At 69.3% G+C, this 13,598-nt stretch carries 10 protein-coding genes; 3 read left to right on the top strand and 7 right to left on the bottom strand.

Annotated elements, in window-relative coordinates:
* Window positions 1-238 precede the first annotated feature (238 nt).
* The 4 genes from H4O13_13350 to ettA form a co-directional block, all read right to left on the bottom strand.
* On the bottom strand, window positions 239-1,645 hold the full coding sequence (locus H4O13_13350; protein ID MBE5316373.1) for a DUF2867 domain-containing protein: 1,407 nt from the start codon (window positions 1,643-1,645) through the stop codon (window positions 239-241).
* A gap of 556 nt (window positions 1,646-2,201) precedes the next feature.
* On the bottom strand, window positions 2,202-2,807 hold the full coding sequence (locus H4O13_13345; GenBank protein ID MBE5316372.1) for an SGNH/GDSL hydrolase family protein: 606 nt from the start codon (window positions 2,805-2,807) through the stop codon (window positions 2,202-2,204).
* On the bottom strand, window positions 2,807-4,048 hold the full coding sequence (locus H4O13_13340) for an aminotransferase class I/II-fold pyridoxal phosphate-dependent enzyme (GenBank protein MBE5316371.1): 1,242 nt from the start codon (window positions 4,046-4,048) through the stop codon (window positions 2,807-2,809). Before H4O13_13340 ends, H4O13_13345 begins: the two co-directional genes overlap by 1 nt.
* A 313-nt stretch (window positions 4,049-4,361) precedes the next feature.
* Window positions 4,362-6,023: an energy-dependent translational throttle protein EttA gene (gene ettA / locus H4O13_13335; protein MBE5316370.1), complete on the bottom strand. Its 1,662-nt coding sequence runs from the start codon at window positions 6,021-6,023 to the stop codon at window positions 4,362-4,364.
* Between the two features lie 472 nt (window positions 6,024-6,495).
* Between ettA and H4O13_13330 the strand changes: the two genes are divergently transcribed.
* Entirely contained in the window at window positions 6,496-7,230 is a 735-nt protein-coding gene (locus H4O13_13330; protein MBE5316369.1) for a CoA transferase subunit A, read from the top strand.
* A gap of 197 nt (window positions 7,231-7,427) precedes the next feature.
* Entirely contained in the window at window positions 7,428-8,057 is a 630-nt protein-coding gene (locus H4O13_13325; protein ID MBE5316368.1) for a CoA transferase subunit B, read from the top strand.
* 251 nt (window positions 8,058-8,308) lie between these two features.
* Here H4O13_13325 and H4O13_13320 read toward each other — a convergent pair whose 3' ends face one another.
* The 3 genes from H4O13_13320 to H4O13_13310 all read right to left on the bottom strand — a co-directional run bounded on the left by H4O13_13320 (window position 8,309) and on the right by H4O13_13310 (window position 11,749).
* Complete coding sequence (locus H4O13_13320; GenBank protein MBE5316367.1) at window positions 8,309-8,980, bottom strand: glycine zipper 2TM domain-containing protein; 672 nt, start codon at window positions 8,978-8,980, stop codon at window positions 8,309-8,311.
* A gap of 467 nt (window positions 8,981-9,447) precedes the next feature.
* Complete coding sequence (locus H4O13_13315; protein ID MBE5316366.1) at window positions 9,448-10,416, bottom strand: ribokinase; 969 nt, start codon at window positions 10,414-10,416, stop codon at window positions 9,448-9,450.
* 4 nt (window positions 10,417-10,420) lie between these two features.
* On the bottom strand, window positions 10,421-11,749 hold the full coding sequence (locus H4O13_13310; protein MBE5316365.1) for a NupC/NupG family nucleoside CNT transporter: 1,329 nt from the start codon (window positions 11,747-11,749) through the stop codon (window positions 10,421-10,423).
* Between the two features lie 1,125 nt (window positions 11,750-12,874).
* Between H4O13_13310 and H4O13_13305 the strand changes: the two genes are divergently transcribed.
* On the top strand, window positions 12,875-13,441 hold the full coding sequence (locus H4O13_13305; protein ID MBE5316364.1) for a TMEM165/GDT1 family protein: 567 nt from the start codon (window positions 12,875-12,877) through the stop codon (window positions 13,439-13,441).
* The last annotated feature ends 157 nt before the right edge of the window (window positions 13,442-13,598 follow it).

The following is a 13,598-nucleotide window of genomic DNA, read 5'->3' as shown; positions in this document are numbered from 1 at the left end:
TCAGGTCCGCGAGCGGTCGCGGGTTTGAGGATGCGACCGAGGGGATGTTCGCGGCGAGGATCAAGCATCGGTGGGTCGAGACCCACCCTATGGGGCGCTTCAGGTCCGCGAGCGATCGTGGCCTTGGGGATGCGGCCAAGGGGACGTTCGCGGCGAGGATCAAGCATCGGTGGGTCAAGACCCACCCTATGGGGTCCGTGGGGCGTGTCTTTGGCAAAGCGCGCGACATGCGGATGGGCTATCCCGCGCCTTCAGCGAAGGGGCGAGGCGCGACGGGGTCAGTCGCTGCGAGCGCATGGCCTACCGCCCAGCGCAGCAGCGTCGGTGCGACGTGGCGCTCGTGCACGCGCCGGATCGCGAACAGGTAGAAGGCGCCGAACGCGTTGCGGGTGCTGACGCGTGTGGCCAGTCGGATCTGGCAGCGGCCAGCGGGTTCGAGGCTCACGCTCACGCTGCTGCGGAAGCGCAGGTGTCGATCGTTCGCGCCGAGGATGACTTCCGCCCAGCGGTCGTCCGCCGAGACCTGGCTGGCCAGCACCGGGTAACGGCCGACGAAGCGGTCGGGGGCATCCGTGGTCTGCAAGGAGGACACCGGGCAGCCCAGCGTGGCGGTGCGCAGGCCCAGTGGTTTGACCAGCAGGTTGCGCAGGCGCATCAGCCATCCGACGCTGGCCGGCGGATTTTCCACGAAGCCCTCAAGCACCCGCGCCAGCAGGCGGGTCGCCGAAGGCTGTGGGCCGAACTCGGCCGGCAGTTCGAGCAGCGTGCAGTCGTCGTGGCCTTCCGCCAGCAGGTCGGGCAGCAGGCTGCGCGCGGGCAGCTGCCGCTCACGAATCATCGTTGGCCCAAGAGGCGGCGTGGCGGCCCGGCGTTCCGCGGTTTGCCAGCGCGCGAGTGTCGACTGCAGTCGCCCGTTGGCGCGGCGCAGCAGGTCGCCGAGGCCTTGGGCGTAGCTGTCGGGCTTCGTGGCAAGGCTCAGCCGGTGTTCGACCGCGGGCGCCGGATTTGCGGCCAACAGTGCGCGCACCGGTTCCGGCACGGTCTCGGTAAGGCAGGGAATGTCGGCGCGGTCATCGAGGATCTGCGCGCGCAGGGCCTCGTCGAGCGCGCCGCCCAGCTCGTTGCTGTGGCAGGACAGCGCGAACAGGGCGGCGTGCCCGCGCCCGGGCCGCTGCGGCAGGAACTGGTGCCAGGTGCCGCCGCCGAAGCGCACGCTGAACAGGCTGTCCGGCGGCACGCGAACCTGCTGCAAGGCCCGCACGAAGGCGCTGGGGTCAACAGCCAGCTCGGCATCGCTCGCGCCGGAGAAGCGCAGCAGCGCGCCCGAGCTTCCGGAGATCGCAGTGAACATGCGCGGCCCGGCGTGGCGGTGGAACGGATGGCCCTGCGGGCCCACGACGAAGCTGTACAGCGACGACGGATCGCCGTGGGCGAGGTGCATGCCGGCCAGCCGTACCGAGGGCTCATCCAGGGCGTCGCGATAGGCCGGGTGCGCCCGCTGGCGTGCCGCGGTCTCTTCGATCAGCCGATCGCCGCTGCCTGGGGCGAGCTGGGCGATGAGGTGTATCTCGATCGGCTGCGCGTCGGCGCCGGCATCGAGCCGAAACGCAGGGAAGGCGCCGATGGGTTGGGATGGGTCAGCCATGGTGAAACCTCCGCAAAGGGCGTGCCGAGCGTGTCTGGTGCAGTCGCCGCGCTGCGTGCCGCGCGCCTTCGCCAGATCAGGGGTGCAGCCTCAGCGAGCCCGCGCAGGCCGCGCCTCCAGATCGATCAAGCCGGAGCGTTTCGAGCGGAATGGTTTCAGCATCAATGGCTTCAAGAACTCCGGAAAGATCATTCGCGAGCTGCGGAGGCCACTCGGGGCCTTCAATGCCGGGCGGTTGCCATCGGCGCGGTGAGCGTTACGAGCTGAGATCGCTCACGGGAGAGCGTGCGGGCGGATCGCGCCGCGGAGCCCGGAGGAGCGCGCGCCGCCCAGGCGCCGAGTCCGAGCGGTCAGGTGCGTCCCGGCCCGCCAACGCGGGTGAGGACGCTGTCGCCCAACCCTGCCCGGGCGCGCGCCGTCGGCCAGCGGCTGCCCGCGATCGAGGATGTTTGGGGGCTATGGCGCGCGCGGTCGGCCCGATCGCAGGTGGGTGCGCTTCGACTTCGACTACCGGAACCGAGGCCAGCGTGGCGGCCACGGTGGGTCGAGATCCACCCTATGGGCCGAGCAGTGCGATCTCGGCGGCTTCGGCCCAGGCTGCGTAGAGCGCTGCGCTCGGGTGCAGGCCATCCTCGGCCACCCACTCGGCGCCGTGCTCCCGCGACACCGCGCTGGTGTCGACGAAGCGCACGCTGCTGCCCCGCGCGATCTCGGCGGCGGCGGAGTTGAAGGCATCGAGCTCGCGGGCGATCTGTGCGGTGTCGCGCCCGCTCTTGGCGCCGAAAGGCGTCACACCCCAGTCGGGAATGGCCAGCAACAGCACCCGCTGCGGGTCGTCGCCGGCCAGCGCCAGCGCGCGTTCCAGCAGGGCGGCGAACTGCTCGCGGTACTCATCGAGCGCGCGGCCGCGGTACTGGTTGTTGACCCCGATCAGCAGGCTGACCAGGTCGAAGTCGGCGCGAGTGCCGACCGGATACTTCGCATCCATCGCCGCGGCCAGCTCGTCGGTGGTCCAGCCGGTGGTGGCGATGATCTCGGGTGGGTCGAAGTGGAATTCACGACGGTTGAGCCGGGCCACCAGCTGCACCGGCCAGCGCAGGTCCTCAGCGACGGCTTCGCCGATCGTGTACGAGTCGCCCAGCGCGAGGTACGAGCGGCCCATCATGCAACCGCGCGCTTGATCGCCTGCGCCTGCCGGTCCAGCGCGCCGTCGATGCGCCGGAAGACCTCGGCGATGTCGGCGGGCTCGGGCAGCAGGGTGACGCGGAAGTGGTTGCGATAGGCGACGTTGAAGCTGGAGCCCGGCACGATCAGCACGCCGTCCTGCTCCAGCAGCTCCAGCGCGAAGCGGTAGTCGTCGAAGCCGGGCAGGTCGCGGGTGTCGATGCCCGGAAACGCGAACATCGAGCCGCCCGGCGCCACCACCGACAGCCGCGGGCTCTTCTTGCAGGCGTCGATCACCGCCTGCCGCGCTGCGTGCAGCCGACCACCGGGTGCGGTCAGCGCGCTGGCGGTGTCGGGGCCGTTGAGCGCCGCCGGAATCGCCCACTGCGCGGGCACGTTGGCGCACAGGCGCAGCGCACCCAGCAGGTCGAAGGCGTGGTGGTACTCGGCCAGCCGCCCGCGGTGCCCGGACAGCACCACCCAGCCGGCGCGGAAGCCGCAGCCGCGATAGACCTTGGACAGGCCGCCAAACGACAGGCAGGGGACGTCGCCGCAGAGCGGTGCAAGCGGCACGAACTCCGCACCGTCGTAGGTCAGGCCGTCATAGATCTCATCGACCATCAGCACCAGCCGATGGCGCTCGGCGATCTCGACGATCTGCTTGAGCAGAGCGCGCGGGTAGACCGCGCCGGTCGGGTTGTTCGGGTTGATCAGCACCAGCGCGCGGGTGCGCGCGGTGATCAGCGCCTCGATCTGCTCGGGATCGGGCAGGAAGCCGTGCTCGGGCCGGCAGTGGTAGTAGCGCGGGTTGCCGCCGTTCAACAGCGTGGCTGCGCTCCACAGCGGATAGTCCGGGCTCGGCAGCAGCACTTCCTCGCCGGGGTTCAGCAGGGCGCGCAGCGCGATGTCGATCAGCTCGCTGACGCCGTTGCCGAGGAACACGTCGTTCGGAGTGACGCCACTGCTGCCGCGCGCCACGTGCAGCGCGGCCACGGCTTCGCGCGCCTGCGGCAGGCCCTGCTGGTGGCAGTAGGGATCGCTGTCGGCGATGTGCTCGGCAATCGCCTGCTGGATGTGCGCAGGGGCATGCAGGCCGAACGCGCCGGGGTTGCCGATGTTGAGCTTGTACAGCTTGCGCCCGGCCTGCTCCAGCTCCCGGGCTCGCCGCGCCAGCTCACCGCGGATTTCGTAGCGGACCTGTTCAAGGCGTTGGCTGGTCGGGACGGGGCGGTGCGACATGGGCGTGGGGCGGACGTTCAAGGGGCGTCAAGACTAGCGTTAAACGCCTTGCGGCGTTAGGAGTTTGAAGCCGGGATTGGGGATTGGGGATTCACAGCGGGTGATGTGCCGGGTGCGTCGGGGTGGCCTGGCCGCCGAGTCGACGGCTGTGAAAAACGAAAACCCCCGCGCAGGGCGGGGGGTCTCCAATCTCGCGGCACGGGTCTTCTTCCAATCCCGAATACCTTCCCGGCCCTCGCGCACAGCGCTCGGGCGTTCGTCGGCGCGCGCGGCAGTGCCGCGCAAGCGCGCCGGCTCACCCCAATCCCAGCTCTCACACCAACTTCTTGAACCGCACCCGCTTCGGCTTGGCGCCTTCCTCGCCGAGGCGACGCTTCTTGTCTTCCTCGTACTCGCGGTAGTTGCCCTGGAAGAACTCGACGTGGCTGTCGCCTTCGAAGGACAGGATGTGGGTGGCGATGCGGTCGAGGAACCAGCGGTCGTGGCTGATCACGAAGACGTTGCCCGGGAACTCCAGGATCGCGTCTTCGAGCGCGCGCAGGGTTTCGATGTCGAGGTCGTTCGAGGGTTCGTCGAGCAGCAGCACGTTGCCACCCTGCAGCAGGGTCTTGGCCAGGTGCAGGCGACCGCGCTCACCGCCGGACAGGGTGCCCACGAGCTTTTGCTGATCCTGGCCCTTGAAGTTGAAGCGGCCGATGTAGGCGCGCGACTGGATCTCCACGCCGTTGATGTTGAGGATGTCCGAGCCGCCGGAGACTTCCTGGAACACGTTGTGGTCGCCTTCGAGCTTCTCGCGGCTCTGGTCGACATAGGCCAGCTTGACGGTCGGGCCCATGTTGACCGAGCCCGAATCCGGCTTTTCCTGGCCGGTGATCATCTTGAACAGGGTCGATTTGCCGGCGCCGTTCGGGCCGATGATGCCGACGATCGCGCCGGGCGGCACGATGAAGCTCAGGTTCTCGATCAGCACGCGGTCGCCGAAGCTCTTGGTGACGTTCTTGAACTCCATCACTGAGTTGCCCAGGCGCTCGCCCGGCGGGATGAAGATCTCGTTCGTCTCCTGACGCTTCTGGTAGTCGACCGACTGCAGCTCGTCGAGCTTGGCCAGACGCGCCTTGCCCTTGCTGCGGCCGCCCTTGGCGTTCTGTCGCGCCCACTCCAGCTCACGCGCAATCGCCTTCTGGCGCGCCTTCTCCTGGTTCTCTTCCTGCTTGAGGCGCTCTTCCTTCTGGACCAGCCAGTCGCTGTAGTTGCCCTTCCAGGGAATACCGCGGCCGCGGTCGAGTTCGAGGATCCACTCGGCGGCGTTGTCGAGGAAGTAGCGGTCATGCGTCACCGCCACCACCGTGCCGGTGTAGCGGGAGAGGAACTGTTCCAGCCACTCGACCGACTCGGCGTCGAGATGGTTGGTCGGCTCGTCGAGCAGCAGCATGTCGGGCTTCTGCAGCAGCAGGCGGCACAGCGCCACGCGGCGCTTCTCGCCGCCCGAGAGCGGGCCGATCTTCGCGTCCCAGGGCGGCAGGCGCAGCGCGTCGGCGGCCACTTCGAGCTGTTGTTCCAGAGTGTGCGCATCACCCGATTCGAGGATGGCTTCCAGCCGCGCCTGCTCGGCGGCGAGCTTGTCGAAGTCCGCGCCTTCTTCCGCGTAGGCGGCATAGACCTTGTCCAGCTCGGCCTGCGCCGTGAAGATTTCGCCCAGGCCTTCCTGCACGGCTTCGCGCACGGTGTGCTCGGGGTTGAGCTTGGGCTCCTGCTCCAGATAGCCGATCTTGATGCCCGGCTGTGGACGGGCCTCGCCCTGGAAGTCCTTGTCGACGCCGGCCATGATCCGCAGCACCGTCGATTTGCCGGCGCCGTTCAGGCCGAGCAGGCCGATCTTGGCGCCGGGGTAGAAAGACAGCGAGATGTCTTTGATGATCTGGCGCTTCGGCGGCACGATCTTGCTGACGCCGATCATCGTGTAGATGTACTGCATGGCGGGGTCCTGATCCTGGGGCGTGGGTCGCGCAGGCTCACAGCCCGATGCCGGGAAGGCAGCAGGCGGTCGCACTGGCGCGGAAGACCGCGAAGTCTAGCAGGGCGGGCGCCGAAGCGCCCCGGACCGATCCCCGCAATCCGAGCGATAGGGCGGGTCTTGACCCACCATGAGCTCGACACTCGCCCCAACCCCCATCGAAGCGGCATCGCCCCATCCCCTCCGCGGCCGTGAAGTCCCGACGCATGCGGATGATCGGCACCGTGGCGAACATTCATGCCACGGTGGGTCAAGACCCACCCCATGGGCGTGGCGCGAGCTTTGTCCGGGGCGGGCGTCAACGCCAAGGTGGGTCAAGACCCACCCTATGGACATGTTGTGGTGCAACATCGGCCGAAAGTACGGCAGCGGATGCCCGAGAGCGGCAGGTAGAATCCGCGGCCTTGCCCCACATCCTTGCGAGGCCACGCCCATGAGCGACACCGCACCCGCCGCCCGCGGCGGCAAGAACAAGGTTTACCCGAGCGCGGAGGCCGCGCTGCGCGATCTGGTGGCTGATGGCCAGACGCTGGCGGTGGGCGGTTTCGGCCTCTGCGGCATTCCCGAAGCCCTGATCGCCGCGCTGCGCGATTCGGGTGCCAAGAACCTCACCGCGATCAGCAACAACGCCGGCGTCGACGGCTTCGGTTTGGGCCAGCTGCTTTCCACGCGTCAGATCCGCAAGATGATTTCCAGCTACGTCGGCGAGAACAAGGAGTTCGAGCGCCAGTACCTGGGGGGCGAGCTCGAACTCGAATTCAATCCGCAGGGCACCCTGGCCGAGCGCCTGCGCGCCGGTGGCGCCGGCATCCCGGCCTTCTTCACCCGCACCGGCTACGGCACCGTCGTCGCCGAAGGCAAGGAGACCCGCCAGTTCCCCGACGGCCACTGGTACGTGCTGGAAACCGCGCTCAAGGCCGATGTCTCACTTGTGAAGGCCTGGAAGGCGGACAAGGCCGGCAACCTGGTGTTCCGCAAGACCGCGCGCAACTTCAACCCGGCCTGCGCCATGGCCGGCAAGGTCTGCGTGGCCGAGGTCGAGCAGCTTGTCGAGATCGGCGAGATCGACCCCGACCATGTGCACCTGCCGGGCATCTACGTCGACCGCATCGTGGTCAACCCCACGCCCGAAAAGCGCATCGAGCAGCGCACCACGCGCGCCGCCTGATTCGCGGCGCGCCTGCGGTGGGCCGTGCCGAACGTCCCTAGCCGCCCACCGCGACTGCATAGGGTGGGTCTTGACCCACCGGAGCTCGACACCGCCCCGGTCCAACCCGAACACGACCGCAGCCCGACACCGCCCCGGTCCAATCCCATCACGACACCGCGGGCCCACCGCCCGCCCCATTCGAAGGAAACTCCGACATGCCCTGGACCCGCGACGAGATGGCGCAGCGCGCCGCCCGCGAACTCACCGACGGCGCCTATGTCAACCTCGGCATCGGCCTGCCGACCCTGGTGGCCAACCACATCCCCGACGGCATGGACGTCTGGCTGCAGAGCGAGAACGGTCTGCTTGGCATCGGCCCCTTCCCGACCGAAGCCGAAGTCGATGCCGACCTGATCAACGCCGGCAAGCAGACGGTCACCGCCCGCGCTGGCGCCAGCTACTTCGGCAGCCACGACAGCTTCGCGATGATCCGCGGCGGCCACATCGACCTCGCCATCCTCGGCGCCATGCAGGTCACCGACAAAGGCGACCTCGCCAACTGGATGGTGCCCGGCAAGATGGTCAAGGGCATGGGCGGCGCGATGGATCTGGTCGCCGGCGTGAAGCGCGTGGTGGTGCTGATGGAGCACACCGCCAAGGGCGGCGAACACAAGATCCTGCCCGCCTGCTCGCTGCCCTTGACCGGCGTCGGCGTGGTCAACCGCATCATCACCGAGCTGGCCGTGCTGGACGTGACCCCTGCGGGGCTCAAGCTGGTCGAGCTGGCGCCTGGGGTGAGCTTCGAAGAGCTAAGCGAAAAGACGGGCGTGTCGGTCGCGGCCTGACGCTTCCAGACGTTTCACAGCGAAGCAGTTGGGCCGCGCTGCGCTTGGCCCAACCTACCTGGCTGAGTCAGCGATTCGCGGGTGTGCGGCCTTGAGCCGGGCCTTCGACTTGGCCCAGCCTACGGGCTGCGAGGGCTTGGGTAGGTTGGGCCAAGCGCAGCGCGGCCCAACGTCAGTCTCTGGTGGCTTGCGCATGTGTTGATCTTCGCGCTTCCGGGGCCTGCCTTCAGCCCATCACAGCAGCGCGAGGATCACAGCATCAGCGAGGGCGCGATGCGGCCGTTCTCGACCGGCAGGGTGTCGCCAGGCTTCTCGCGCAGGCGGCTCTCGCCCTCCAGCTCGCCGTAGCGCCAGCGCACGTCGTAGCCGACCACGCGCTCGCGCTCGCCGATCTGGATCTGCGCGCCCGGCTGGGTGCTCACACGCTGGGTCCCGGTGCCGGTTTCGCTGCGGTACTCGACGTCCCAGGCCACGACCACGCGCTCGCTGTCCTGGACCTCGCGGCATTCGCGGACGCTCTCGCTGTAGGGCCGTCCGCCGGTGTGGCGGCGATCGACTTCGCGGCCGATCGCGCCACCCGCGAGCACGCCGGCAGCGGTGGCGGCGGCGCGACCGCTGCCGTCACCGACCTGGTTGCCGAGCAGGCCGCCGATCACCGCGCCCGCCACCATGCCGTCGCGATCGCCGTAGCGCTCCGGCGCGCGCCGCTGCACTGAGCGCTCGCTGCATTCCTGGCGGCTGACCGGCCGGTTCTCCTCGACCGGGCTTGACCGCAGCACCTCGGCCAGTACCGGTTCGGTGACGAGGATCGGCTCGGCCGACAGCACCTGTGCCTGGTTGGCGCGCGAGAAGCCGCCGTACGAGGCGACGGCAACGCCGCCGAGGGCCAGGACGGAAAGCGCAGCGATGATCGGGGTCTTCATGGGATCCACCTGTGTTCGAGTCTGTCAGAGTGCAGCCCCCTGCCAGGTCGGCAGCCTAGGGATTGCAACTGAATGTTTCCCGAAGTGCGGTGGCGCGCGTGGGGGCGTCGTTCAGGGGCCTCGTGTCCCGGCACGCGCGCAAGCGGATAGGGTGGGTCTTGACCCACCGAAGCTCGACATTGGCTTCAATTTGGTCGCGTTCACGCGCCTGCGGGCCGCAGCTTCGCTGCGGAGCGATGATCTGGGCGAATCTGCAGACCACGGTGGGTCAAGACCCACCCTATGGCAGTCTGCGGTGGGTCAAGACCCACCCTATGGCAGTCTGCGGTGGGTCAAGACCCTCCCTAGGCGCGCGCGGGAGTCGAGGCACTCCATCCAAAGCGGCCCGCAAGGGGCGGACGTCGACCCACCGAAGCGCGACGGTGGCTCCAGTTCTGGTCGAAGGACCCGGCGCAGCCGCCAAGCGCTCAAGCCCTGAAGCGCTGCGCCACCTCGTGCAAGCGCGGAATGGCGAGCGCGGCACCGCGCCGCTCGGTGGACAGCGCCGCCACGCGACCGGCCGTACGCACGGCCTCGGCGAAGGGTGCCTCGGGTGCAGACGCCAGCGCCGCCGCCAGCGCGCCGCTGAAGGCATCGCCGGCGCCGGTGGTGTCGATCGCCTCCACCTGTTCCGGCGCGGCCCGGTAGTGCTTGGCGCCATCGCCGCGAGGCTGCGCATCGGCGTGCGAGACAAACGCGCCCTGCGCGCCCAGGGTCAAGACCACCGTTCCTGCGTGCAGGGCCCGACAGAGTGCGTGCAGCGTTTCCGCAGACAGCCCCGCGAGGGTGTCCGCAGCCGGTGCATCGAGCCCGCGCAGCTTCAGCAGCTGCACGAACTCGGTTTCGTTGGGCGTGATCAGGTCGGCGCCGTCGACCAGTTCAAGGTCGCGCGCATCGACCGGCGGCGCCGGATTGTGCAGGCAGAGCACGCCGGCGGCGCGGGCAATCTTCTGCGCGGCCAGCGAGGCCGCGTGGTTCACTTCGTGCTGGGTCACCAGCACGCGCGCGGCGCGAATGACCGCCGCCTGCGCGCTGACGTGGGCCACGCTGAGTGCCGCGTTCGCGCCCGGCCCGACCACGATGAGGTTCTGCCCGCTGTCCTCGACCAGAATCGCCGCGGTGCCGGTGGCCAACTGGGCATGCGTCTCGCAGTGCAGGGCCAGGCCCTCGCTCAGCGCAAGCTCGCGCATGCCGCGGGCGATGGCGTCATCGCCGAGCGCGCCGATGAAGTGGGTCGCCACGCCCTGGCGGGCGCAGGCGATGGCCTGGTTGAAGCCCTTGCCGCCGGGGCCGGTGTCGAAGGTGCCAAGACGCGTTTCGCCCGGCACCGGAAAGCGCGCGGTGCGCCAGACCATGTCCTGGTTGTAGCTGCCGACAACGACGACGCGCGCGGGCACGGCGTCAGCCTGCGAGCTGGGTCAGCACGCCGGCGATGGTGGCGGTCATCAGGGTCGCCAGCGAGCCGCCCAGCACCGCTTTCAGGCCAAAGCGCGCGAGATCGGCGCGGCGCTCGGGCGCCAGCGAGCCGATGCCGCCGATCTGGATGGCGATCGAGCTGAAGTTGGCGAAGCCACACAGGGCGTAGGTGGCGATGATGATCGAGTTCTCGTTCAAGCTCGCCTTGATCGCGGAGAGCTGGTTGTAGGCGAAGAACTCGTTCAGCACGACCTTGGTGCCGATCAGGCCGCCGACGGCGTTGGCGTCTTCCCAGGGCACGCCGACGACCCAGGCGATCGGCGCCAGCACATAGCCCAGCAGCACCGACAGGTCGACCGGCTTGCCGATCGCTGCGGACAGTCCCGTGATTTCGCTGAGCCAGCCGATCGGGGCATTGATGAGGGCGATCAGGGCGGTAAAGGCAAGCAGCATGGCGCCGACGTTGAGCGCCAGCTTGAGGCCCTCGGAGGCGCCCGCAGCCGCCGCATCGATGACGTTGGCGGTGGTCTTCTCGACTTCGACTTCGACCTTGCCCAAGGTCACGGGCTTGCCGGCTTCGGGGCAGAGGATTTTCGCAATCACCAGGGTCGCCGGCGCGGCCATGATGCTGGCGGTGAGCAGGTGCTTGGCGAACTCGGCCTGCGCCGCCGGGTCGCTGCCGCCCAGCATCAGCACGTAGGCGCCGAGCACGCCGCCGGCAATCGTCGCCATGCCGCCGACCATGAGCGTCAGCAGCTCCGAGCGGGTCATGCTGGCCACATAGGGCTTGATGACCAGCGGCGCCTCGGTCTGGCCGATGAAGGCGTTGGCGCAGACCGACAGGGTCTCGGCGCCCGACACGCGCATGGCCTTGGTGATCACCCAGGCCATGCCCTTGACCACCGCCTGCATCACGCCAAGGTGGTAGAGCACGCCCATGAAAGCGGCGAAGAAGATGATCGTCGGCAGCACCTGGAAGGCGAAGATGAAGCCGTAACGTTTGTAGGCTTCTGGGTCAGTTTCGCCTGCACCCACGGCGATCGCGTCACCTGTGAGTTTTTGATCTGCCAGTGAGCCGAAGATCAGGCTGGCGCCCTTGCCAGTGAAGCCAAGCAGCTGAACAAAGCCCTCGCTGAGCGCGCCGAAGATGGTGGCGCCCCAGGGCGTCATGAGCACGAAGATCGCGAAGACGATCTGCAGGGCGACGCCGGTGCCGACCAGCTTCCAGTCCACGCTGCGCTTGGCCTCCGAGAACAGCCAGGCGATCGCTATCAGGCAGGCCAGGCCGAACAGGCCGAACAGGATCTGCAGCATCGGGTCTTCCCCCGCGGCGCGCGGCCGCTCGAAAACGCAAAGGCGGCCACCGCGGCCGCCGGAACAGGTCGTTACCACGGCGGGCCGGCGGCCCCTGCGGTCAGGCCGGGCAGGGTAGGGCAGTGCAGGCAGGGTGACAAGAATTGGGCCTTGAGCGCGGGGATTGGGGGTGAGGCGGCCCGCTTGCGCGGCACTGCCGCGCGGGTCGCCGAACGCCCGAGCGCTGCGCGCGAGGGCCGGGCCAGAGGCAGGCGGCCCGCTTGCGCGGCACTGCCGCGCGGGTCGCCGAACGCCCGAGCGCTGCGCGCGAGGGCCGGGCCAGAGGCAGGCGGCCCGCTTGCGCGGCACTGCCGCGCGGGTCGCCGAACGCCCGAGCGCTGCGCGCGAGGGCCGCCGAACGCCCGAGCGCTGTGCGCGAGGGCCGGGCCGGAGGCAGGCGGCCCGCTTGCGCGGCACTGCCGCGCGGGTCGCCGAACGCCGGAGCGCTGTGCGCGAGGGCCGGGCCAGAGGCAGGCGGCCCGCTTGCGCGGCACTGCCGCGCGGGTCGCCGAACGCCGGAGCGCTGTGCGCGAGGGCCGGGCCGGAGGCAGGCGGCCCGCTTGCGCGGCACTGCCGCGCGGGTCGCCGAACGCCGGAGCGCTGTGCGCGAGGGCCGGGTAGGGATTCGGGATTCGTCGAAGCCGAGCCGCATCGCGTGCGCCGGCCGCATAGGGTGGGTCTTGACCCACCATGAGCCCGACGCCCGCCGTGCGTCGAGGCCATGCTGTGCCCCGGCTCAGCCCAAGCGCAGAGTCGCGCGTTCGCGCCCCGCGCGCTTGCGGGCCGTGGGCTGCGTCGAGTCCACGGTGCGCCAGCACCTCCCCCATGGCGTACTCCCATCAGCGCATCGGCGTACACTGCGCGCCCCCAACGGGGAGTAGTCGCGCGCTGGAGTCCCTCTCGAAACCGGCGCGACCGCCCGTCAACACACTGAGCCGGCCGGCCCTGGCGCGCGGAGCCGGTGGTCGGAGCGATTCCGGCATCGGGCCTGACGAGACCGCTGGCGATGCGTCGACCCGGGCCGGGTGCGACGGCCTCGTCCGCGCGTCCATCCTGTCACCCGGCCACGCACGAGAAGCCACCGACATGGAAGCCCTGCTGTTCTCCACGCTCGCCGTCGCCATCGCTGAAATCGGCGACAAGACTCAATTGCTCTCGCTGATACTCGCCGCCCGCTACCGCCGCTTCTGGCCAATCGCCTGGGGCATCCTGGTAGCCACGCTGTTGAACCATGCGCTGGCCGGCTGGCTGGGGGCGGTGGCCGCGCACTACATTCCCGAGGGCGCGCTGCGCTGGATCCTGTTCGCCTCGCTGCTGGGCATGGCGATCTGGGTGCTGATTCCCGACAGGCTCGATGACGAGGACGCGCCCAAGCCCCGCTTCGGGCCCTTCATCGCCACCACCATCGCCTTCTTCATCGCCGAGATGGGCGACAAGACCCAGATCGCCACCGTGCTGCTGGCAGCGAAGTACGAGCAGCTGGCGATGGTGGTGCTCGGCACCACGCTCGGCATGCTGCTGGCCAATGTGCCGGTGGTGGCGCTGGGCGCCAGGTTCGCCCATCGGCTGCCGCTGAAGGCGGCGCGCTATGCGGCGGCCGTGGTGTTCGCGGTACTGGCGGTGCTGGTGCTGGTACAGGCAGGCACCGGCTGAGAGCGTGTGAAAAAACCACCCGCCTACTGCGGCCGCCTCTGGCCGTCCGTGGCGGCAGCGCGCTCCGCGAATTCCGCGGTCACTAGCTCGCCAAACTCCCTTGAATTCACGTCGTGCGCTTTGCCACGAACACCCAGAGACGCCCTCGCTACGGCGT

The organism is Lysobacterales bacterium, from assembly GCA_014946745.1.
GTDB lineage: Bacteria > Pseudomonadota > Gammaproteobacteria > Xanthomonadales > Xanthomonadaceae > Aquimonas.
Note: the sequence above shows the minus strand (reverse complement) of the source record. Positions and strands in the feature narration are given on the sequence as shown.